The organism is Donghicola mangrovi (assembly GCF_013377535.1).
In the GTDB taxonomy this organism is placed as follows: domain Bacteria; phylum Pseudomonadota; class Alphaproteobacteria; order Rhodobacterales; family Rhodobacteraceae; genus Donghicola; species Donghicola mangrovi.
On record NZ_JABCJE010000003.1, the window covers coordinates 170,347 to 190,483 of the forward strand.

The following is a 20,137-nucleotide window of genomic DNA, read 5'->3' on the forward strand; positions in this document are numbered from 1 at the left end:
CAAGAGAAATTCTTAGCGGATCAAACGCGGGCGAATACGCAGCTTCTGGCGCTGGTTCTGGGGCAGGTGTCGGTTCAACCGTTTGTTAATCAGCCCGAAAATGCCCGTAACGATCAGGGTCAGCAGGATAAAGTAGCCAGCCAAAATCGGGTAGGGGATGAACGGGTTGAACGTTTTGTCGGCGAAATAACTGGCATAGTAGAGCGCATCGCCCATCTGTTTGAACGCCGGAAAGCCGCTGAAATAGACCAGTGCGGTGGCGTGGAACAGAAAGATCGCTTCGTTCGTGTAGGCGGGCCACGCCAGTCGCAGCATGGTCGGCCAGATCACCCGCTTGAAGCGCGGCCAGCCGGTCAGGCCATAGGCATCGGCGGCCTCGAGGTCGCCCTTGGGGATCGACTGCAGCGCGCCATAGAAAATCTCGCCCGAGTAGGCGGCGGTGTTCAGGAACAGCACCACCAGCGCCCCCAGCCAAGCCGAGGTCAGCGGGCCAAAGAACGGCGCCACGCCCTTGAGGCTGAGGAACAGGAAGTAGGCAAAGAAGAACTGGATGAACAGGGGCGACCCCCGAAACACAAAGATCGTCCATTCGGCCGGTTTGCGCAGCAGCGGGTTCGCGCTGTTCTTGCCGACCGCCAAAGCGACCGCCAGAAAGAAGCCCGCGATCAGCGCAAGAAGCCCGAAGTAGATGTTGTGCAGCATCCCCGAGCCGATCAGCGTGAACTGCTGGCAGAGGGTAAAGTCCGACTTGGGCAGCAACCGCTCGCCCATGCCCAAGGACCGCAGGCTATAATCCGCGATGGTCTGAAGACAGCTCATGTGGCGGCCCCTTTGCGCTGGGCTTCGCCGCCGGTGGTGGCCTGTCCGTGGGTCAGTTTCTTCATGATGCGGTCAAGGTAGATTTCGGAAACGCGGGTAAAGCCCAGATAGAACAGCAGCAGCACAAAGAAGTACCACAGGCGCCAGTCCGCATGGGGATAGTCGGTGAACCGCGCGGTTTTCGCGCCCCCCAGTTCGCGGGCCCAGTACACGATATCCTCGACCCCGAGGAGGAACAGCAGCGGTGTCGCCTTGATCAGGACCATCCACAGGTTGCCAAGGCCGGGCAGGGCATAGACCCACATCTGGGGCACCAGAATGCGCCAGAAAGTCTGGCGGGGGGTCATGCCATAGGCCTCGGCGGTTTCGAGTTGGGCGCGGGGGACGGCCCGCATCGCGCCGTACATGACGTTCGCCGCAAAGGCTCCGAAGACGATGGCAAAGGTCACCACCGCAAGGCCGAAGCCGTACACCTCGTGGATCCATTGGGGGGCGTTGCCAAGAGGCATCTTGGCCGCCGCACAGACCACAAAGTCATTGCCCTGCCGGATGGGCTGATCCCAATCGGGGCACTTCACCTGATGGCGCAGCCACTCGATCCCTTGGTCCAGAGCGATGACGAAAAACAGAAAGAAGGCGATGTCCGGAACCCCGCGGACGATGGCGATATAGGCTTTGCCAAACCAGCGCAGGGGCAGAAAGGTCGACCGCGCCGCGGACGCCCCGCCAAAGCCGAACAGCAATGCCGTCGGGGCCGTGACCGCCAGAAGCAGCAGTACGGTGCCAAAAGAGATGTAGAATCCCATATGCTTGCCGGTTGTCAGATAGCAGGCGAGCCACTGGAATTGGCCTAGGGTGTCGGGGTCGGTGCAGAAGCTGAAAATGGCGGGCCTCTTGGCGAGGTCTGGATGTGAGTATTTGTGCAAAGAAGAAGGGAGGGGGATGCCCTCCCTTCGCAGGTCTTAGAAGGGGGCCGAGTCGGGCAGCCACTTCTTGATCAGTTCATTCAGGCTGCCGTCGGCTTTCATCGACTGGATGGCGGCGGTGAACTTGTCGCGCAGGGCGTTGTCCGATTTGCGGATGCCAAGGCCGATGCCGCCGCCGATCAGGACGTCGTCGCCGGTCAGTTCGAGGTCGGCGTTCTCTTCGGCGATGGGCGCGAGGAAGGCTTTGTCGGCCAGAACCGCGTCGGCTTCGCCGTTGCGGACGGCTGCAACGGTTTCGTCAGGCGAGGCGAACTCGACCAGGGTTGCGCCGGATTCGGTCACGTGGGCGGCCTGAATGGTGGCGGCCTGCGCTGCGATCACGCCGCCTGCCAGATCAGGGCTGGAGCCTGCCAGCGCCATGTAGGCCGACGGATCGGGCTGGGTGTAGTTTTCCGAGAAGTCGATTTTCTCTTTGCGCTCGTCGGTGATCGACATGCCGGCGATGATGGCGTCGTAGTTGCCCGAAACGAGGTTGGGGATGATCGAATCCCAGTCGTTGGTGACCCATTCACAGGTCAGTTCGGCGCGTTTGCACAGCTCGTCGCCAAGCTCGCGCTCAAAGCCGTCAACCTCGCCCTTGTCGTTGATGAAGTTGTACGGAGGGTAGGCGCCCTCGGTGCCCAGACGGACAACGTCGGCGGCCAGCAGGCTGGTGGCAGACAGGGCCAGAGCCGCAGTGGTGATCAGTAGTTTTTTCATTTTTATACTCCCCTTGGGTTGGTTCAGGCGGCCGTCGTATGGCTGAGAAACTGCTGCAGCCGCTCTGATTTGGGCGCCTTGAACACTTGGTCCGGGGTGCCCTGTTCTTCGATCAGGCCCTGATGCAGGAACACGACATGATCGGAGACGTCGTAGGCCATTTTCATGTCATGGGTGACGATGATCATGGTCCGGCCCTCTTCGGCGAGGGCCTTGATGACGCGCACCACTTCCTGTTCCAGCTCGGGATCAAGGGCAGAGGTGGGCTCATCGAAAAGAAGTGCTTTGGGTTCCATGCACAGGGCGCGGGCGATGGCGGCGCGCTGTTGCTGGCCACCGGACAGCTGCGCGGGCCACGCATCGCATTTGTCGCCAATGCCGACCTTGTCCAGATACATGCGGGCTTTCTGTTCAACCTCAGCCTTGTCTCGGCCCAGAACGGTGACAGGGCATTCCATCACGTTTTCCAGAATGGTCATGTGGGACCACAGGTTGAACTGCTGGAACACCATCGACAGGTTGGTGCGGATCCGCATGATCTGCTTGGCGTCGGCGGGGCGACGGGCCAGACCCTGACCCTTCCATTTGACGGGCTCGCCCTCGAACAAGATGTCGCCTTGCTGGCTGTCCTCTAGCAGGTTGGCGCAGCGCAGAAGCGTGGATTTGCCCGACCCCGAAGAGCCGATCAGCGAAATGACATGTCCGCGCGGGGCGGTGATGTCGACACCCTTGAGAACCTCGAGGTCGCCGTAGCGTTTGTGGAGGTTGCGGATTTCGATAACTGGTTGATTGTCAGCCACAAGAACCCTGATGGTTGCATTTGGATTGGCTGGTAGTAACGCCTAATCGCAGGGGAAATGCAACGATCGGTCAAAAATTTACGTAAAGTAAAGTGACACTTTTTAAGCAGAGGATTGAAAGTTGCGCATTCTTCTCTGCTTGGGGGCGTTTAATTGCCCTGAACGCGCTGTCTGGCTAATGCGCTGTCCATGTCCGAAATCCCCAGAAAGCGCGAGACGGTTCGCAGCAGCGCATCCTCGGCATCGTCGCGCTGACCGTCGGCCAGAACCACCTGCCACAGAGATTCGATCACCCCGAGGCGGTCCTCGTAGGGGACGGCGTGTTTGATCGCGGTGGTGAATTTGACGGTGTCGGGGGCTTCGGCTTCCAGCTGCTCGGCCTCGGCCCTCAGGGCGCGGGCGTCAGCGGGGGACAGACCATAGCGGGACGCGGTGATCCGGTCGATCAATTCGATTTCCGACAGCGCGTAATCCTCGTCCGAGCGGGCGATGCGGACCAAGAGGGCGGTCAACGCAAGGCGCGCATCCCCTTCGGTCAGGGGATCAATGGCGGGGGCGGTGAGGCGGCGTAGGAAATCTGCAAACATGGGTCTGATATAGCCACGCCGTCGCGGCCCGCCAAGGTTACATTGCAAGCTGTGCGTGTTCGCGGGCGATATGCGCCTCGTCACCGGGAATCTGGAAACCGGTGCGGGTGGCGTAAAGCAGCGCGTCTTTGTGGGGCGAGTTGATCCCGCTGAGGAGAATCACCTCCCACAGGCTGCTCAGGACACCGAAGCGTTCCTCGGGGTTCAGCGCGCGGCGGATCGAGGCGATGATGCTGCCGGTATCCGCACGGGCGCGGTCCAGACGTTCGCCATCGGCGCGCAGCTTCATGGCTTCCAGAACGTTCAGTCCGAAATGGCGGGCAAGGCTGCGGTCGATCGATCTGATTTCCTCGTAGGTGACGGGGCCCGCGGTTTTGGCGGCGTGAACCAGCAAGGCCGCCACTGCAACGCGGCTGTCGATTTCCGGCTCCTCGAATACGGGGGCAGGGGCAGCAAACAGGGACTTCAGACTCTCGAACATTATGACCTCCGCGTCGTCTTGTTGACCTACTAACGCCGAAGTTGAGAAAAAGTTTCAGGGCTCCCTACTTTCGTAAGGAGCCCTGCAAAATTTTCCCGATGTGGCGCCGGATCAGACCAGACGCGAGCATTCCTTGGCCGCGCGAACAAAGTCGCGGAACAGGGGATGGGGTTCGAACGGTTTGGACTTCAGTTCGGGGTGGAACTGGACGCCGATGAACCACGGGTGGTCTTTCCATTCCACGATTTCGGGCAGGCGGCCGTCGGGCGACATCCCCGAGAAGCTGAGGCCACAGGACTCAAGCTGTTCGCGGTACTTGGTGTCCACCTCATAGCGGTGACGGTGGCGTTCCTCGATGTGCTGGGTGCCGTAGATTTCCGCAACCTTCGAGCCCTCGGCCAGAGTCGCGTTGTAGGCGCCAAGGCGCATGGTGCCGCCCTTGTCGTCCTTGACCGAACGCTCGACCTTGTGGTTGCCCTGCACCCATTCCTTGAGGTGGTAGACAACGGGGGTAAAGCGCTTCTGGCCAGCTTCGTGGTCGAATTCCTCGGAGCCTGCGTTGGTGACCTGCGCCACGTTGCGCGCGGCTTCGATCACGGCCAGCTGCATGCCCAGACAGATGCCCAGATAGGGAACCTTGTGCTCGCGGGCGAACTGGGCCGCTTTGATCTTGCCTTCGGTGCCACGCTCGCCAAAGCCGCCGGGCACGAGGATCGCGTCATAGCCTTCGAGATGGGGCGCGGGGTCTTCGCGGTCAAAGATTTCCGAGTTCACCCATTCCACTTTGACCTTCACACGGTTGGCCATGCCACCGTGGGTCAGCGCCTCGGCGATCGACTTGTAGGCGTCTTCGAGCTGCACGTACTTGCCCACGATCGCGACTTTGACCTCGCCCTCGGGGTTGTAGATGCGGTCCGCCACGTCGTTCCAGCGCGACAGGTCGGGCTTGGGTGCGGGGTTGATCTGGAAGGCGTCCAGAACGGCCTGATCCAGACCTTCGCGGTGATAGGCCAGCGGCGCCTCGTAGATCGATTTCAGATCCTGCGCGGCGATCACGGCGTCGGGGCGCACGTTACAGAACAGCGCCAGCTTCTCGCGCTCTTTCGCGGGAATCGGGCCTTCGGAACGGCAGACCAGAATGTCGGGGGCCAGACCGATCGAACGCAGCTCTTTCACGCTGTGCTGGGTCGGTTTGGTTTTCAGTTCGCCCGATGCCTTGATGTAGGGCAGCAGGGTCAGGTGCATGAACACACACTGGCCGCGGGGCTTTTCGTTGGCGAACTGGCGGATCGCTTCGAAGAAGGGCAGGCCCTCGATGTCACCGACGGTGCCGCCGATTTCACAGAGCATGAAGTCCACTTCGTCTTCGCCGATCGAGATGAAATCCTTGATCTCGTTGGTGACGTGGGGAATCACTTGGATGGTTTTACCCAAGTAGTCGCCACGACGCTCTTTCTCGAGAACGTTCGAATAGATGCGGCCCGACGAGACCGAGTCGGTCTTGCGCGCAGCCACGCCGGTGAAACGCTCGTAGTGTCCCAGATCGAGGTCGGTCTCCGCGCCGTCGTCGGTCACGAACACTTCGCCGTGCTCGAACGGCGACATGGTGCCGGGGTCCACGTTCAGGTAGGGATCAAGCTTGCGCAGACGGACCGAGAAGCCCCGCGCCTGAAGCAGTGCGCCAAGCGCCGCAGAGGCAAGACCTTTGCCCAACGAAGACACAACGCCACCAGTGATGAATATGAACCGCGCCATTCGGTCTGCGCTCCCGTGATCATTCCGCCAAAAAAAGCAATGCCCGCAGCGACCCGTTAGAATCGCAGCATCACGGGATTTGAGCCTTAGCGGATTCGCAAAGTTTTAGCAACCGGACCGCAAGATGCTGTTGGGTCCGGTTCGCTATCTTCTAATAGTTGTAGCTTAGTTTGCCGAGGGCACCAAAGGCGCGTCCGAAGTGGACGGCGGCAGCAGATCAGAGCCTGCGGGCGCGTCTGCGGGCTGCTCTGCCGCGGGGGTGTCGGTGCCACCCAGACGGTCCAGAACCGAGCTGTCCGCCGAGTTGCTTGCCGCGATCACGGTCAGGGCGATCGAGGTGCAGATGAACGCAGCTGCCAGACCCCAAGTGATCTTTGCCAGAGCGGTTGCTGCCGCGCGGCTGGACATGACGCCACCGGCGCCGCCACCCATGCCAAGGCCGCCACCCTCGGACCGCTGCATCAGAACGATACCGATCAGAGACAGTGCCAGAATAAGGTGGATAATCAGAACGACGTTTTCCATGACGGACCTGCAGCAACTCAATTGTTGCCCGCCCATGTAGGGAAAATCGGCGCGGGGGGCAAGCCGTGCGGGCCAGACTTTCTGTGAAACTGTCGAATTCGGGGGAAGGGAATGTCGTTTTCGCCTTTAACGGGCGGGATTGCGCGCCTGCGGCGTTCGAACACGACGGTTTCATGAAATAGTGGTTTCACCCGCTCCAGCACATCGCTATAGGAGGCACGGTTTGAAGATCTGACAATAGGGGATCCCTTATGGCCAACGTTGTGGTTGTCGGCGCTCAGTGGGGCGATGAAGGCAAAGGCAAGATCGTGGACTGGCTGTCCGAACGCGCAGATGTGATCGCGCGCTTCCAGGGCGGTCACAACGCCGGCCATACGCTGGTGATCGACGGCAAGGTATATAAACTGCATGCGCTGCCCTCGGGTGTTGTGCGCGGCGGCAAGCTGTCTGTCATCGGGAACGGCGTTGTTCTAGACCCCTGGCACCTGATCAAGGAAATCGAGACCATTCGTGCGCAGGGCGTGGAAATCACTCCCGAGAACCTGATGATCGCGGAAAACACCCCGCTGATCCTGCCGCTGCACGGTGAACTGGACCGCGCCCGCGAAGAGGCTGCCTCGGCTGGCACCAAGATCGGCACCACCGGTCGCGGCATCGGCCCCTGCTATGAGGACAAAGTGGGCCGCCGTGCGATCCGCGTTGCCGATCTGGCAGACAAGGCGACCCTCGAGGCCCGCGTTGACCGCGCCCTTCAGCACCACAACCCCCTGCGCAAGGGTCTTGGCATCGAAGAAGTCGACCGCGCTGGTCTGATCGACCTGCTGGCCGAGATCGCCAAGGAAATCCTGCCCTACGCCGCTCCGGTGTGGAAGGTCCTGAACGAGAAGCGCAAAGCCGGCAAACGCATCCTGTTCGAAGGCGCGCAAGGCTCGCTGCTGGACATCGATTTCGGCACCTATCCCTATGTGACCTCGTCGAACGTGATCGCGGGTCAGGCTGCCACTGGCGTGGGCATCGGGCCGGGCTCGATCGACTATGTTCTGGGCATCGTAAAGGCCTACACCACCCGCGTTGGCGAAGGGCCGTTCCCGACCGAACTGCTGGATGATGATGGCGAGCGCCTTGGCACCCGTGGCCACGAATTCGGCACCACCACCGGCCGCAAGCGCCGCTGTGGCTGGTTCGACGCGGCTCTGGTCCGTCAGACCTGCGCGATCTCGGGCATCAACGGCATCTCGCTGACCAAGCTGGACGTTCTGGACGGCTTCGAGACCCTGAAAATCTGCGTTGCCTACGATCTGGATGGTCAGCGTCTGGACTATCTGCCCACCGCGGCAGACGAGCAGGCCCGCTGCACCCCGATCTACGAGGAAATGCCCGGCTGGCAGGAATCGACCGAAGGCGCACGTTCGTGGGCCGATCTGCCCGCCAACGCCATCAAATACGTCAAACGCGTCGAAGAGCTGATCGAGTGCCCCGTGGCGCTGCTCTCGACCTCGCCGGAGCGGGACGACACCATTCTGGTGACCGACCCGTTCGCTGACTAATGGCGCTGAGCTACAAAGCGCGCCGGCGTCTGTCGCTGGTGATCCTGCTGCTGGGGCTGCCCGGTTATGCAGTGGTGGCGGTCACGATCATGAGCACGATCGACCGCCCGCCCGTGTGGCTGGAGCTGTTGATTTATGTCGGGCTCGGCATCGTCTGGGCACTTCCTTTCAAGGCGGTGTTCAAAGGGATCGGGCAGGCCGACCCCGATGCAGAGCCGAAGCGATTTATCGACGATAAGTAAGATGAAAGGGGTTGCAGAAATGCAGCCCCTTTTCCTTGTCACGAAAATGATAGGGCGCAACTATATGCAGGGACATGACAGCGTGTTCTCAAAGGGATAGGCTGGGAGTCATTCATCCAGAGGATTTGAAATGAACAAGATTCCCCTCTCAGCTCTGACTGTAGCGATGGCACTGGGCCTGTCCGGCTGTATCATTATCCCGATCCCCAAGGTGCGCGATACCTCCAAGTACTGCACCATCGAGAACGCTTATACTGTCGCCAAGGAAACCGGCGACGCGCTGCAGGACATCTGCGGCGATGTGAACGCCGAATCCCGCGCCGTGGCCACCGAACGTGGCAAGAAATACTATGAACTCTCGCGCAAGATCGAACTCTATCAGGAGATGCTGGATGACCCGAGCCTCGACTCGGTTCTGAAGAACGCTCCCGAGCCGATCCCTGACTATCTGCTGCGCGAAAAGATCAAACGCCTGATCGCCGAGCGCCAGCAATACGCAACGCCGCCGGTGATTGTTCCCGCCAGCTAAGTCCAACAGACCGGAGCGACCATGCCTGAAAGCCAGCACTTTGACCTGACGCTGAAACTCGAACTGGCCGCTCCGCGATCCGCCATCTGGCGGGCGTGGCGGGACGGGTCGCTGCTGCAACAGTGGTGGACCCCTGCGCCGGTCAAGACCGTGTCCCTGCGCCACGATTTCCGTGCGGGCGGGGCCTTTGCGACGCGGATGATCATGCCCGACGGGGCCAAGATCGAATCCGAGGGCTGCTTTGTCGAAGTGACCCCCAAGTCGCGCATCGTCTTCACCGATCTGATGCGCGGTGGATGGCGTCCCAACCCCGAGGGGATGTTCACGGCCTCCATCACTCTGGAGGACGCGGGCGAGGGAACGCTGTATTCTGTGCGTGCCATGCACCGGACTGCGGAACTGTCGAAAAACCACGCGGACATGGGCTTCGAGGCGGGCTGGACCGCCGCGATCCGCCAGCTCGAGGCTTTGGCGCAAACGCTGGACCCCCATTCGGACGACTGATCCCGACCCATCCAACGAAAAAAGGCGACCTTTGCGGGCCGCCTTTTTTGCTGGTCTCTAGAAAAGACTTATTCGCCGGACGCCATCGCGCGCGGCTGGTAACGGATGTTCTCGTTGACCGTGAACCGGCCCCCTTGCAGCTTCGAGATCTTCTCGTCGCGCAAGAGCTGTCCAAACGCCCGAAGGGCATCCTCGCGGCTCAGGCCATCGTCCATCACCGACTTCAGCAGGGTCATAACCTGCGGGCGGGTGAAGGGGTCGCGGCCTTCGACACAAGCCGTGTAGGCGGCCGCGGCCTCGAGCAGATCGGGCAGGCGGGTCGCCCCCTTCTCGGCTGCGTAGGTCGCAAAGTCCGACCGGTCGCGGCGGGCAGTGTCCTCGGAGGAAACGCGGCGCGGACGAACCGGACCGGTTGCTTTCGAGGTGTCCACGCGCTGTTCCTCGACCAGACGAAGCGGGGCTTCGGTGGGGCGGGGACGTTCGGCGCGGGGCGCTTCGGAGGTCTGCGGGCGGCGGGGGCGGATCGCCTCTGCCACGGGCATGGGTTCGGGTTTGACCGCCTCGGGGGCGGGGGCCTTTTCGCGCTTGCGCAGGCTCAGGCCCTTTTCGGCGCGGGTCGCAGCGACGGCGGCCTTGAGGTGCGCGATCGCGTTGCGGCGGCGGTTGCTTTCGGGCGCGTCCATTTCGGACTTGGCCTTTTCCAGCAGACGCGCGGCAGCATCGTCACCGGCACCGGCGCGGGCCAGAACATCACGGCCAGCGGGACGCTCTTCGCGGATGGCAGCAGCGATGGGTTCGACGGTTTCGGGCAGGTCGAGCTCTTCTTCGACTGCGACGATCTCGATCTCTTCCTCGACTTCGGCGACATCAGCGATGATCTCGTCTTCGGCTTCGGGCTCCATCTCTGCTTCGACTTCGGCCAGGGCGCGCATCAGATCGGCCTCGTCCTCGTCGCTCAGAGTGTTTGCTTCGGGCTCTTCTTCGGGCGCGGCTGCGTCCTCTGCCAGAGCTTTGGCCATGTCCGAACGCTTCAGGCGCAGGACGCGCACGCGGCGGGGACGATCTTCGTATTCGGCTTCGACGTCTTCGACCGCTACGGTCTCTTCCTCGGCTTCGGCTTCGGCTTCGGGCTCGTCGTCTGCCTCAAGGGTCTCTTCTTCGAAATCCTCGTCTGCGTTGTCGAACTCGAGGCTGTCTTCCTCGTCAAAGACCAGAGTGTCTTCGCCATCCAGGAAATCATCATCCGCGTCGAGCGACAGCTCTTCTTCGAACTCTTCTTCGATTTCCGCCACGGCTTCTTCTTCGGCGTCGTCCTCGTCCTGAAGGTTCCCCAGAACGCTGGCGATGCGCAGGGCGTCTTCGTCCTGTACGTCTTCTTCTACTTCGGCCTGAGCCTGTGCCAGAGCTTCTGCTTCGGCTGCAGCGATTTCGGCTTCCTTGGCTTTGGCCTCGCGGGCGGCGGCTTCGGCGGCGGCGATCATCTGCAGATCAAAGGTCGGGGGCAGAACGGTGCGGGGCGCAGGGCGCTGCTGTTCGACGGCCTCGACTTCGGCGGTTTCTGCTGCGGCTGCAGCTTCGGGCTCGGCAGCTTCTTCGATATGCGGGACGACAGCTTCGGCCTCGGCGACCAGCGCGGCGATATCCTCGGCGGCGTGATCCTCTTCGGCGTCGTCCTCGGCCAGCAGGTTCTCTTCGACCTCAAAGGCCTCGATATCGTCCGCTGCCTCTTCTTCGGCATCCGCGGTCAGATCAAAGGTCTCTTCCTCGATCTCGGCGACTTCGATCTCTGCAACCTTTTCGTCTTCTTCAAAGACGGGGGCGGCGGGGATCAGTTCGGGCGACATGGCAGCAACGTCGAGCGTTGCGGTCATGGGCGCATCGTCACCAAGGTTCTCGTTGCTGTCCTCGATCGCCTCGGGGGCTTCGTTGTTCATCAACGCGCGGATGCGGCGCAGTTTGGCGGCGACGCCAGCGGCGCCTTCGTCGTCCTTCGAGGCCGGAGCCTTGAAGACCGTCGCATCTGCAGGAGCCTCTACTGCGGGGGCCGGAGTGGGCTCTGCAACGGCTTCTGCCTGAACGGGCGCCGGGGCAGGAGCAGCTGCCGGGGCGGGTTCGGGGGCAGGAGCGGGTTCCTGAGCCACAGGCGCCACAGGGGCTGCCATCGGCGCCGGAGCCGCCTGAGGGGCGGGCTCTGCTGCGGGCTGCGGGGCAACCTGCTGCACGGGCGCCTCGGCCACGGTGGGCTGAGCCACGGCGGGTTGGGGCTGTGCAGGCACATTGGCCAAGGGCAGCTGTGTTGCGGTCGGGCGCAGGACAATTCCCCCGCGCTCGGTACGTGCTTCGACCCGGCGTGCGATTTCACGCTCCGCGATGCGGGCAAGCATCTCGGCGTCGGGGGTTGGGGGCTCTGCGCCGAAATACCGGTCCTCTGCTGCGAGATCCCGGAAATATTCGGCAATCGCCTTCATCGTGTCGAAAGACTCCTCGAAACCCTCTAGGGTGCACGAGAACGTCCCATACGAAACGGTGAGAATTTTGTTGTTGCCTACCATCTCTCGCTCGCTTCCTTTCGTTAGCAGAACTGTGAATAACACTTACAAAGTTGGGAAACGGACCAAAACAAAGGTTATTCCAGTATGAATCCGTGGCTCAATTGTGGCGGGTTTCTAAAAAAGATATTTAAGGTGCATTATGTCAGCTATTGTTTCCTCTGACGACCCAATTGCAGTGATCGGGGGCGGAGAAACCCATACGGTCGATGTTGCGTGGGCCCGCGGATACGCAGATTTGTTGGTCGCAGCAGACGGAGGAGCGGACCGTGCCCTCGATCTGGGGTGGATGCCGGACGCTGTGATCGGGGATTTTGATTCGGTTTCGGCCACAGCTCGGTCAGAGATAGGTCCCGACCGGCTATTTCCAATATCAGAACAAGATAGCACCGATTTCGACAAATGTCTGCGCAGCATCGAGGCCCCCTTGATTCTGGGGCTGGGATTCACAGGGCGTAGAATCGATCACACGTTAGCTGCGTTTTCCACTTTGTGCCTGCGTCCGGACAAACGGTGCATCCTTTTGTCCGGCGAAGAGGTGATCTTTGTTGCCCCCCGCCATCTGGTGCTGGAGCTGTCCGAGGGGATGGCGTTCTCGCTCTATCCCATGGCGCCGGTTGCGGGGCGCTCGCAAGGGCTGGTCTGGCCGGTGGACGGGATCACCATGCAGCCGGACGGGCGCGTGGGCACCTCGAACCGCGTGGATCAGGGCGGGCGGGTCGAACTGTGGTACGACGCGCCCAAAATGCTGGTGATGCTGCCACGGGATGCGGCGGATGCTGCCGTGGCCGGGCTGATGGCTGCAGAGCGCTGGGGCTGATCAGGGTGCGGGGGTTGGGCGCGTGATCTTCTGCTCGCGCACCCGCTCGCGCGCGAAAACATAAAGGCCAGAGCCGACGATGATCGCGATCCCCACCCATGTCAGGCCATTCGGCAGCTCGTCAAAGGCCAGATAGCCCACGGCGGTCGCCGAGATGATCTCGAGGTATTGCAGGGGCGCGATAGTGGCTGCAGGCGCATTCCGCAGGGCAAAGGTGATCGAGATATGCGACACCGTCGCCATCACCCCGACGCCAAGCAGGGTCCACATGGCGGTCTGATCGGGCCAGACAGGGTCCAGCGCCGTAATCCCGCTGCCGTCATAGAACCACAGCACCGGCACCACCAGCACCGAAGCCGCGATGGCCGTATGTAGCTGGGTCGTCACCGGATGTAGGGACTGGGACATCATCCGCGTCAGGATCATGTAGGTGGCAAACAGCACTGCTGTCCCAAGTGGAAACAATGCCACCACCCCAAGGTTGTTAAAGCTGGGCTGGATGATCAGCAGCGCCCCGCCAAAGCCCACCAGACAGGCCATGATGCGCCGCATGCCGACCTCTTCCTTCAGGAAAATCGCCCCAAGGAAGGTCAGCACAAACGGCTCCACAAAGAAGATCGCGATGGCGCTGGCCAAGGGCATCGCCCGCACCGCGCTAAAGAAGAACCACGTCGCCAGCAGCAACGATCCCGCCCGCAGGAAGTGCAGCCCGATGGACCGCCGCGTCGGCCACGCGAACTGCCCCATCGCCACCGCCAAGGGCCAGAGCAGCACGATCTGCACCACGAAGCGCGCGGTGATGATCTGTGCTGCGGGCACTTCGGCAGGGGTGGCCTTGGCAAAGGCGTCCATCAGCGGAGCCAACAGGCAGAACCCCACCATGTAGAAAATGCCCAGCAAGGTGCGGTCGGTGTTGGCGGACATGACGCCTCAGCAGTTCGGAATGTTGACGGCCAGACCCCCGAGAGAGGTCTCTTTGTACTTCTCACTCATGTCATGACCTGTCTGGCGCATCGTTTCAATACAGGCGTCCAGCGGCACCAGATGTTTCCCGTCGCCGCGCAGGGCCAGACTGGCCGCGCTGACCGCCTTGATCGAGCCCAACCCGTTCCGCTCGATGCAGGGCACCTGCACCAAACCTTTGACCGGATCGCAGGTCATGCCCAAGTGATGTTCCAAGGCGATCTCGGCGGCATTCTCGATCTGCTCGGTGGTGCCGCCCATCACAGCACACAGGCCCGCCGCAGCCATTGCGCTGGCGCTGCCAACCTCGGCCTGACAGCCCGCCTCGGCGCCACTGATGCTGGCGTTGAACTTGACCAGACCGCCGATCGCGGCAGCGGTCAGCAGAAACTCGGGGATCTTGGTGCGGGTCGCGCCGGGCACATGGTCCAACCAATAGCGGATGGTCGCGGGCAGCACACCGGCCGCGCCATTGGTCGGGGCGGTGACCACCTGACCACCGGCGGCGTTTTCCTCGTTGACCGCCATGGCATAGGTGCTCATCCAGTCGTTGATGGTGTGCGGGGCGGTCAGGTTCATCCCGCGCTCGGCCATCAGCGCCTGATAGATGCCGGGCGCACGGCGGCGCACATTCAGACCACCGGGCAGGATGCCTTCGGTCTCGAGCCCGCGGTTGATGCAGTTGTCCATCACCTGCCACAGACCATCCAGCCCGCGATCCACCTCCGCATGAGAGCGGCGGGTCAACTCGTTGGCGCGCTTCATCTGGGCAATCGTCTTGCCCGAGGCCGCCGCCATCTCCAGCATCTCGACCGCAGACTTAAAGGGGTAGGGCACAGGCGCCCCTTCATCCTTGTCCGCGCCGTGGGCTAACTCATCGGCGGTCAGAACAAATCCGCCCCCGATGGAATAATAGGTCTCTTGCAGGATCACGTCGCCTTGCTTGTCGGTCGCCATCAGGATCATCCCGTTGGCGTGACCGGGCAGGTTGGGGCCATAGTCGAACTTCAGGTCCTGCTTGGGCGCGAAATCCATCTGGGGAAGGCCGGGGGGATTGATGCGTCCGGTTGCCTCGATCTCTGCCATCACCTCGGCGGCACGCACCGCGTCGAATTCAGCGGGGGTAAAGCCCGCGAGCCCCAGAATGGTCGCGCGATCCGTATGATGCCCCACACCCGTAAACGCCAGCGATCCATGCAGCGATCCCCGCAGCCCGTGGGCCGTAAAAGGCGCATTCCGCAACAGCTCTAGGAACCGCCCCGCAGCCACCATCGGCCCCATCGTATGGGACGAGGACGGACCGACACCGATCTTGAAGACATCAAAGACCGAAATGAACATGGCAGGCCCCCTTGGACGAAACAGCGTTACTCCCAGCATGTCAAAGCGCCGCACCCCGAAGCGGGCCAAATGCGACTGTCGCGCACAGGTTGGCGTCATCGCATGGTCTCAGGCGGTTGCGGCCCAACGCGGCGCGACATTTCTCCTGACATATCGCACAATCTTTGATCGACCTAGCGCGGCGCCTGTTTCTTCTTTGCAAAAATACTCAATGTCGGAACGGGTCCATCAGGCCAACGCCCGCATAACGCCCGAACCCTGCCATTTGCGCCCTAAATCGCGGGATTTTAGCGATATTCCGGCCCAATTGCCGACCAAACGGTCCATTCCACTCGCACAGGTGCGGCATCTCTCCTATAAGCACGGCAAACAGGATGGAGTCAGGGCATGACCGTAGAGCTTTCGCCGATTGATAAGGCAAAATTCGTAGCTGCCAAGCGTGCGGTCGAATTTGTGGAAGATGGCATGCGCGTCGGTCTTGGCACGGGCAGCACCGCCGCTTGGATGGTCCGCTGCCTTGGCGAGTTGGTGCGCGAACGCGGGCTCAAGATCATCGGTGTGCCCACGTCCTCGCGGACCGCGGAACTGGCCCGCAATGTCGGGATCAAGGTCGTCTCGCTGGACGAGGCCAAGTGGCTGGACCTGACCATCGACGGCGCTGACGAATTCGACGGCGAGCTGAACCTGATCAAGGGCGGCGGCGGCGCGCTGTTGCAGGAAAAAATCGTGGCAACGGCCAGCGACCAGATGGTCGTGATTGCCGACGCAGCCAAAGGGGTCGAAACTCTTGGTGCTTTCCCCTTGCCGATCGAGGTCATCCCCTTTGGCTGGCAAACCAGCAAGGCATTGGTCGAGGAAATGATTGCCAGCCTAGATGTAATGGGCACCCAAACGGCCCTGCGCATGAACGGCGACCGCCCCTACATCACGGACGAGGGGAACTATATCCTCGACCTGCATCTCAAGCGCATCGGCAACACCCGCCAATTGGCAATGGTGCTGAACCAGGTGCCGGGGGTGGTTGAAAATGGGCTGTTCATAGATATCTGCGACCGGGTGGTTATTGGATACGGCGACGGTCGTGTCGAAACCCGCGACATTAACAACGGCACCGTCGAGGAGTCGCTGATCGAGTTTGTCGAACCCGACAATCTGTTCCGCGACATCTGACTGGCGCCGCAACAAAGAGAGTAAGAGATGGATTTCGACTACGATCTGTTCGTGATCGGCGGGGGGTCGGGCGGCGTGCGCGCTGCTCGTGTCGCGGCTGGCGAAGCAGGGGCCAAAGTTGGTCTGGCAGAGGGCGACCGTTACGGCGGAACCTGTGTGATCCGCGGCTGCGTTCCCAAGAAACTGATGGTTTTCGCCAGTGAATACAGCGGGATTGCCGCTGATGCGCAGGCCTATGGCTGGCAGGCCAGCATCACCGATTTCAGCTGGGACACCTTCAAGGGCAAGCTGAACGAGGAACTGGATCGCCTTGAGGGTGTGTACCGCCGCTTGCTGGCGGGCTCGGGCGTCGAGACATTCGATCAGCGCGCACGGATTGCCGATGCGCACACGGTTGAGCTGGCCGACGGCACCAAGAAAACCGCCAAAACCATTCTGATCGCGACCGGTGGCACGCCCGTGCGTCCCGACATTTCGGGCGCTGATCTGGGCATCGTGTCGGACGACATCTTCCACCTGCCCGAACTGCCCAAGAAAATGCTGATCGTCGGCGGTGGTTACATTGCTTGCGAATTCGCCTGCATTATGAACGGCCTCGGCGTGGACGTGACCCTCTATTATCGCGGTGCGCAAATCCTGCGCGGCTTTGACGATGAGGCCCGCGGTCTGATCGCCGACGAGATGATCGCGGACGGCATCAAGCTGCACACTGGCACCAACGTGTTGGAGATGAAGGAAGAGGGCGGCAAGGTCTGGACCAAGGCCACCAACGGCTCGACCGACACCTTTGACGCGGTGATGTTCGCCACCGGCCGCAAGCCCGCGACCACCAACATGGGCCTCGAAGAGGTTGGTGTCGAACTGGGCCGCTCGGGTCAGGTGATTGTCGATGAATACAGCCAGACGGCGGTCCCCTCGATCTATGCGATCGGCGACGCGACCGACCGCGTGAACTTGACCCCCGTCGCCATCCGCGAGGGCATGGCCTTCGTGGAAACCGTCTTCAAGGGCAACAAGACCGCCGTCGATCACGAACTGATCCCCAGCGCCGTCTTTACCCAGCCGGAAATGGGCACCATCGGCCTGAGCGAAGAGCAAGCCGCGCAGCAGGAACCCATCGAGGTTTATGTGACCTCTTTCCGCCCGATGCAAAGTTCCTTTGCCGGTCGTCAGACCCGTGTACTGATGAAACTGGTTGTCAGTCAGGCCACCCGCAAGGTTCTGGGCTGTCATATCGTCGCGCCCGGCGCAGGCGAGATGATCCAGCTGGCCGGTATCGCCGTTAAAATGGGAGCAACCAAAGAGGACTTCGATCGCGTGTGCGCCGTACACCCGACCATGTCCGAAGAGCTTGTGACCATGCGGAAACCGACGCGGACCGCTTGAATTCTCAGGCTTTGCCCACACCTTAGGGGCAAAGCCTAACGAAAAATTGAAAGGGAAGAGGCTATATGGCTGGAAACGGGAGCGGCCCCTGGGGCGGCGGAGGCTCTGGTGGCGGTGGCAACCGCGGCTCGAATGGCGGTAACGGACAGCGTCCCCCCAAGGGCGACCAAATCCCCGAAATCGACGAGTTGGTGAAAAAGGGTCAAGAGCAGCTGCGTGTCCTGATGGGCGGTCGTGGTGGCAACGGCGGCAATGGTCCGGTCGGTGGTGGCACCGGCGGGGCAGGTGGCCCCCGTCTGACCCGTGGCACAATCGGCTTGGGTGTTCTGGCTGCGGCGGTCCTGTGGGGCATGGCCAGCTTCTACACCGTGAAACCCGAAGAGCAGTCGGTCGAGCTGTTCCTTGGTGAATACTATCGCACCGGCAACCCCGGTCTGAACTTTGCGCCTTGGCCTGTGGTCAACGCAGAGGTCATCAACGTGACCTCCGAACGGACCGAGGACGTGGGCATGTCGCGCAGCGGCAATGGCAACGGCCTGATGCTGACCACCGACGCGAACATCGTGGACATTGATTTCCAAGTCGTCTGGAACATCAACGATCCCGCGAAGCTGTTGTTCAACATCCGCGATCCCCAGCTGACCGTTCAGGCCGTGTCGGAATCGGTGATGCGCGAGATTATCGCGGCCTCGAACCTGGCGCCCATTCTGAACCGTGACCGTGGTCTGATCGCCGACACCGCGATGCAGAACATTCAGGCCACGCTGGACGAATACGACAGCGGCATCAGCATCGTGCGTGTGAACCTTGATCGCGCCGACCCGCCGAGCGAAGTGATCGACGCCTTCCGCGAAGTGCAGGCCGCCGAACAGCAGCGCGACCGTTTGCAGCGCGAGGCTGACGCCTATGCGAACCGCGTTCTGGCCGAAGCCCGTGGTAAAGCCGCCGAGATCCTCGAAGAGGCCGAAGGTTACCGTGCCCGCGTTGTGAACGACGCTCTGGGTGAGGCATCTCGTTTCAGCGCCGTCCGTGAAGAATACGAAAAGGCCCCCGAGGTCACGCGCCGCCGTCTTTACATCGAAACGATGGAAAAGGTGCTGGGTAGCGTGAACAAGACCATCCTCGACCAGTCGCTGGTTGGCGGGGAGAACGGCAACGGCATCGTGCCCTATCTGCCGCTGAATGAACTGAACCGGACCACCACCACGCAGGGAGGCAACTAAGATGCGTAAGACCGCAATCATTCTGCCCGCTCTTTTCGTTGGGGTAATCGTCGCGCTGTCCTCTCTCTACGTCGTGGACGAACGTGAAAAGGCGCTGGTTCTGCAGTTCGGCCAGATCAAGGCTGTCAAGGAAGAGCCGGGTCTGGCGTTCAAGATCCCGATCATCCAGGAAGTCGTGAAATACGACGACCGCATCCTGTCGCTGGACACCGATGTGATCGAGGTCACCCCCTCGGATGACCGCCGACTCGTTGTGGATGCGTTCGCCCGTTACCGGATTTCGGACGTGGTCAAATTCCGTCAGGCCGTCGGTGTGGGCGGTGTTCGCGCCGCCGAGGACCGTCTGAGCTCGATCCTGAACGCCCAAATCCGCGAGGTTCTGGGTGCCGATCAGGTGACTTCGGACACCATCCTGTCGTCGGACCGTGGCTCCTTGATGCTGCGCATTCGTGACAACGCCCGTGTGTCGGCCCGTAGCTTGGGTCTTGATGTGGTGGACGTGCGTCTGAAGCAGACCAACCTGCCGGACCAGAACCTTGACGCGACCTTTGCCCGTATGCGCGCCGAGCGCGAGCGAGAAGCCGCGGACGAGATCGCCCGTGGTAACGAGGCCGCGCAGCGTGTCCGCGCAACCGCCGACCGTACCGTCGTCGAGACCCTGTCCGAAGCCGAACGCGAGGCGCAGGTGACCCGAGGCGAAGCGGACGCCGAACGGAACCGCGTTTTCGCCGAAGCCTTTGGTGCTGATCCTGAATTCTTTGCCTTCTACCGGTCGCTTCAGGCCTATGAGACGGCTCTGAAAGGGGACAACAGCAGCATGGTCATGACCCCGGACAGCCAGTTCTTTGACTATCTCAAGAGCGACGCACCCGAGGCCGGAGGCAACTGATGCAAACCGCAATTCTGGCCCTTGGGCTGGTCTTGATTGTCGAGGGGCTGGCCTATGCGCTGGCCCCTTCGCTTATCGAAAAAATGCTCGAGGCGATGCGGCAGCTTTCGCTCGAGGATCGGCGCACGATGGGATTGGTCGCCCTGACCATTGGTGTGACCCTGCTCTGGATCGTGGCCGACGCCTTGCCGCACTGAAGTTTCAACGCATCACATGGTCTTGAGATAATCTTACCGGTGTTTGTGTTGCACGGATGAACTCCTAGGTGTTGAACAATGCACACGGCTTGTGTTCCAGAAGGAGACCCCAATTGAATTCCCAG

The 20,137-nt window shown here is 61.6% G+C and carries 21 protein-coding genes; 10 read left to right on the plus strand and 11 right to left on the minus strand.

Annotated features, from left to right (window positions below; genetic code table 11):
• Positions 1-12: 12 nt before the first annotated feature.
• The 8 genes from HJ536_RS08785 to secG all read right to left on the minus strand — a co-directional run bounded on the left by HJ536_RS08785 (position 13) and on the right by secG (position 6,652).
• Positions 13-819 carry an ABC transporter permease gene (locus tag HJ536_RS08785; RefSeq protein WP_177157448.1) on the minus strand — a complete coding sequence of 269 codons (807 nt, stop codon included), beginning with the start codon at positions 817-819 and terminating at the stop codon, positions 13-15.
• A complete protein-coding gene (locus HJ536_RS08790; RefSeq protein WP_177157664.1) occupies positions 816-1,703 on the minus strand; it encodes an ABC transporter permease subunit in 888 nt (295 codons plus the stop codon). Before HJ536_RS08790 ends, HJ536_RS08785 begins: the two co-directional genes overlap by 4 nt.
• Positions 1,704-1,781: 78 nt before the next feature.
• The gene (locus HJ536_RS08795; protein WP_177157449.1) at positions 1,782-2,504 is read right to left on the minus strand and encodes a transporter substrate-binding domain-containing protein; all 723 of its coding nucleotides are present in this window, start codon (positions 2,502-2,504) and stop codon (positions 1,782-1,784) included.
• 23 nt (positions 2,505-2,527) lie between these two features.
• Positions 2,528-3,304 carry an ATP-binding cassette domain-containing protein gene (locus HJ536_RS08800; protein WP_176853483.1) on the minus strand — a complete coding sequence of 259 codons (777 nt, stop codon included), beginning with the start codon at positions 3,302-3,304 and terminating at the stop codon, positions 2,528-2,530.
• Positions 3,305-3,453: 149 nt separating this feature from the next.
• On the minus strand, positions 3,454-3,891 hold the full coding sequence (locus tag HJ536_RS08805) for a tellurite resistance TerB family protein (protein WP_177157450.1): 438 nt from the start codon (positions 3,889-3,891) through the stop codon (positions 3,454-3,456).
• A 37-nt stretch (positions 3,892-3,928) separates the two neighbouring features.
• Positions 3,929-4,372, minus strand: coding sequence for a TerB family tellurite resistance protein (locus HJ536_RS08810; RefSeq protein ID WP_176853481.1), 444 nt, complete (start codon positions 4,370-4,372; stop codon positions 3,929-3,931).
• A 111-nt stretch (positions 4,373-4,483) separates the two neighbouring features.
• The gene (locus HJ536_RS08815; RefSeq protein WP_176853480.1) at positions 4,484-6,127 is read right to left on the minus strand and encodes a CTP synthase; all 1,644 of its coding nucleotides are present in this window, start codon (positions 6,125-6,127) and stop codon (positions 4,484-4,486) included.
• Between the two features lie 165 nt (positions 6,128-6,292).
• Positions 6,293-6,652, minus strand: a complete 360-nt coding sequence (gene secG, locus HJ536_RS08820) for a preprotein translocase subunit SecG (protein WP_176853479.1) — start codon at positions 6,650-6,652, stop codon at positions 6,293-6,295.
• A 251-nt stretch (positions 6,653-6,903) separates the two neighbouring features.
• Here secG and HJ536_RS08825 point away from each other — a divergent pair, with 251 nt between their 5' ends.
• From HJ536_RS08825 to HJ536_RS08840, 4 genes are all read left to right on the plus strand, one after another.
• Positions 6,904-8,199, plus strand: coding sequence for an adenylosuccinate synthase (locus tag HJ536_RS08825; RefSeq protein WP_177157451.1), 1,296 nt, complete (start codon positions 6,904-6,906; stop codon positions 8,197-8,199).
• Positions 8,199-8,441, plus strand: a complete 243-nt coding sequence (locus tag HJ536_RS08830; RefSeq protein ID WP_176853477.1) for a DUF2842 domain-containing protein — start codon at positions 8,199-8,201, stop codon at positions 8,439-8,441. Before HJ536_RS08825 ends, HJ536_RS08830 begins: the two co-directional genes overlap by 1 nt.
• Before the next feature lie 130 nt (positions 8,442-8,571).
• Positions 8,572-8,970 carry a hypothetical protein gene (locus tag HJ536_RS08835; protein ID WP_176853476.1) on the plus strand — a complete coding sequence of 133 codons (399 nt, stop codon included), beginning with the start codon at positions 8,572-8,574 and terminating at the stop codon, positions 8,968-8,970.
• 21 nt (positions 8,971-8,991) lie between these two features.
• A complete protein-coding gene (locus HJ536_RS08840) occupies positions 8,992-9,474 on the plus strand; it encodes an SRPBCC domain-containing protein (protein ID WP_176853475.1) in 483 nt (160 codons plus the stop codon).
• A 68-nt stretch (positions 9,475-9,542) separates the two neighbouring features.
• Here HJ536_RS08840 and HJ536_RS08845 read toward each other — a convergent pair whose 3' ends face one another.
• Positions 9,543-12,026: a hypothetical protein gene (locus HJ536_RS08845; RefSeq protein ID WP_177157452.1), complete on the minus strand. Its 2,484-nt coding sequence runs from the start codon at positions 12,024-12,026 to the stop codon at positions 9,543-9,545.
• A 139-nt stretch (positions 12,027-12,165) separates the two neighbouring features.
• Between HJ536_RS08845 and HJ536_RS08850 the strand changes: the two genes are divergently transcribed.
• The gene (locus tag HJ536_RS08850; protein WP_194245675.1) at positions 12,166-12,843 is read left to right on the plus strand and encodes a thiamine diphosphokinase; all 678 of its coding nucleotides are present in this window, start codon (positions 12,166-12,168) and stop codon (positions 12,841-12,843) included.
• On the opposite strand, the gene HJ536_RS08855 is transcribed toward HJ536_RS08850, so the two are convergent.
• Together HJ536_RS08855 and HJ536_RS08860 are read right to left on the minus strand one after the other, a co-directional pair.
• A complete protein-coding gene (locus HJ536_RS08855) occupies positions 12,844-13,767 on the minus strand; it encodes a DMT family transporter (protein ID WP_177157453.1) in 924 nt (307 codons plus the stop codon).
• A gap of 6 nt (positions 13,768-13,773) precedes the next feature.
• Positions 13,774-15,147: an L-serine ammonia-lyase gene (locus HJ536_RS08860; protein WP_177157454.1), complete on the minus strand. Its 1,374-nt coding sequence runs from the start codon at positions 15,145-15,147 to the stop codon at positions 13,774-13,776.
• A 387-nt stretch (positions 15,148-15,534) separates the two neighbouring features.
• On the opposite strand from HJ536_RS08860, the gene rpiA reads away from it, so the two are divergent.
• From rpiA to HJ536_RS08885, 5 genes are all read left to right on the plus strand, one after another.
• Positions 15,535-16,317 carry a ribose-5-phosphate isomerase RpiA gene (rpiA, locus tag HJ536_RS08865; RefSeq protein WP_176853470.1) on the plus strand — a complete coding sequence of 261 codons (783 nt, stop codon included), beginning with the start codon at positions 15,535-15,537 and terminating at the stop codon, positions 16,315-16,317.
• A gap of 27 nt (positions 16,318-16,344) precedes the next feature.
• A complete protein-coding gene (gene gor, locus HJ536_RS08870; protein ID WP_177157455.1) occupies positions 16,345-17,703 on the plus strand; it encodes a glutathione-disulfide reductase in 1,359 nt (452 codons plus the stop codon).
• Between the two features lie 65 nt (positions 17,704-17,768).
• Complete coding sequence (gene hflK / locus HJ536_RS08875; RefSeq protein WP_176853468.1) at positions 17,769-18,926, plus strand: FtsH protease activity modulator HflK; 1,158 nt, start codon at positions 17,769-17,771, stop codon at positions 18,924-18,926.
• Between the two features lies 1 nt (position 18,927).
• A complete protein-coding gene (hflC, locus tag HJ536_RS08880) occupies positions 18,928-19,815 on the plus strand; it encodes a protease modulator HflC (protein ID WP_177157456.1) in 888 nt (295 codons plus the stop codon).
• Positions 19,815-20,012 (plus strand): DUF2065 domain-containing protein, encoded by a 198-nt coding sequence (locus HJ536_RS08885; RefSeq protein ID WP_176853466.1) that lies wholly within the window; start codon positions 19,815-19,817, stop codon positions 20,010-20,012. The genes hflC and HJ536_RS08885 overlap by 1 nt, the downstream gene beginning before the upstream one ends.
• Positions 20,013-20,137 lie beyond the last annotated feature (125 nt).

What these genes read in the sequence shown, in the direction of transcription:
- HJ536_RS08785 (WP_177157448.1), bottom strand. Translation starts at nt 819, where the DNA reads ATGAGCTGTCTTCAGACCATCGCGGATTATAGCCTGCGGTCCTTGGGC.
- HJ536_RS08795 (WP_177157449.1), bottom strand. Translation starts at nt 2,504, where the DNA reads ATGAAAAAACTACTGATCACCACTGCGGCTCTGGCCCTGTCTGCCACC.
- HJ536_RS08805 (WP_177157450.1), bottom strand. Translation starts at nt 3,891, where the DNA reads ATGTTTGCAGATTTCCTACGCCGCCTCACCGCCCCCGCCATTGATCCC.
- HJ536_RS08810 (WP_176853481.1), bottom strand. Translation starts at nt 4,372, where the DNA reads ATGTTCGAGAGTCTGAAGTCCCTGTTTGCTGCCCCTGCCCCCGTATTC.
- HJ536_RS08815 (WP_176853480.1), bottom strand. Translation starts at nt 6,127, where the DNA reads ATGGCGCGGTTCATATTCATCACTGGTGGCGTTGTGTCTTCGTTGGGC.
- secG (WP_176853479.1), bottom strand. Translation starts at nt 6,652, where the DNA reads ATGGAAAACGTCGTTCTGATTATCCACCTTATTCTGGCACTGTCTCTG.
- HJ536_RS08825 (WP_177157451.1), top strand. Translation starts at nt 6,904, where the DNA reads ATGGCCAACGTTGTGGTTGTCGGCGCTCAGTGGGGCGATGAAGGCAAA.
- HJ536_RS08830 (WP_176853477.1), top strand. Translation starts at nt 8,199, where the DNA reads ATGGCGCTGAGCTACAAAGCGCGCCGGCGTCTGTCGCTGGTGATCCTG.
- HJ536_RS08835 (WP_176853476.1), top strand. Translation starts at nt 8,572, where the DNA reads ATGAACAAGATTCCCCTCTCAGCTCTGACTGTAGCGATGGCACTGGGC.
- HJ536_RS08840 (WP_176853475.1), top strand. Translation starts at nt 8,992, where the DNA reads ATGCCTGAAAGCCAGCACTTTGACCTGACGCTGAAACTCGAACTGGCC.
- HJ536_RS08845 (WP_177157452.1), bottom strand. Translation starts at nt 12,026, where the DNA reads ATGGTAGGCAACAACAAAATTCTCACCGTTTCGTATGGGACGTTCTCG.
- HJ536_RS08850 (WP_194245675.1), top strand. Translation starts at nt 12,166, where the DNA reads ATGTCAGCTATTGTTTCCTCTGACGACCCAATTGCAGTGATCGGGGGC.
- HJ536_RS08855 (WP_177157453.1), bottom strand. Translation starts at nt 13,767, where the DNA reads ATGTCCGCCAACACCGACCGCACCTTGCTGGGCATTTTCTACATGGTG.
- HJ536_RS08860 (WP_177157454.1), bottom strand. Translation starts at nt 15,147, where the DNA reads ATGTTCATTTCGGTCTTTGATGTCTTCAAGATCGGTGTCGGTCCGTCC.
- rpiA (WP_176853470.1), top strand. Translation starts at nt 15,535, where the DNA reads ATGACCGTAGAGCTTTCGCCGATTGATAAGGCAAAATTCGTAGCTGCC.
- gor (WP_177157455.1), top strand. Translation starts at nt 16,345, where the DNA reads ATGGATTTCGACTACGATCTGTTCGTGATCGGCGGGGGGTCGGGCGGC.
- hflK (WP_176853468.1), top strand. Translation starts at nt 17,769, where the DNA reads ATGGCTGGAAACGGGAGCGGCCCCTGGGGCGGCGGAGGCTCTGGTGGC.
- hflC (WP_177157456.1), top strand. Translation starts at nt 18,928, where the DNA reads ATGCGTAAGACCGCAATCATTCTGCCCGCTCTTTTCGTTGGGGTAATC.
- HJ536_RS08885 (WP_176853466.1), top strand. Translation starts at nt 19,815, where the DNA reads ATGCAAACCGCAATTCTGGCCCTTGGGCTGGTCTTGATTGTCGAGGGG.